Genomic DNA, 239 nt, shown 5'->3' on the forward strand with positions numbered 1-239 from the left:
TGTGCTGGCGATGATGATGTTCAAACTGGATACCTTCAAGCTCGACTTCACCGGACTTGCACTTGGCGTACCCGTTTGGGAACAGGTGAAAAACACCATGCTGATCACCCTGTGGGTTTTCATTGGTGTGGAAGGTGCCGTGGTTGTTTCTGCGCGTGCGCGTAATAAACGTGATGTTGGCAAAGCGACACTGCTGGCGGTTCTCTCCGCTCTGGGCGTTTACTTGCTGGTAACGCTGC

Annotated in this window: 1 protein-coding gene; it reads left to right on the forward strand. The window is 53.1% G+C overall.

The genetic code is table 11. The features are described 5' to 3' along the window. Nucleotides 1-239: amino acid permease (locus tag SB719_RS22400; protein WP_412160067.1), on the forward strand; the 239-nt coding region annotated here is incomplete at both ends.

The sequence above is a fragment of the Pantoea sp. SIMBA_079 genome, assembly GCF_046940275.1.
Classification (GTDB): Bacteria; Pseudomonadota; Gammaproteobacteria; order Enterobacterales; family Enterobacteriaceae; genus Pantoea; species Pantoea borealis.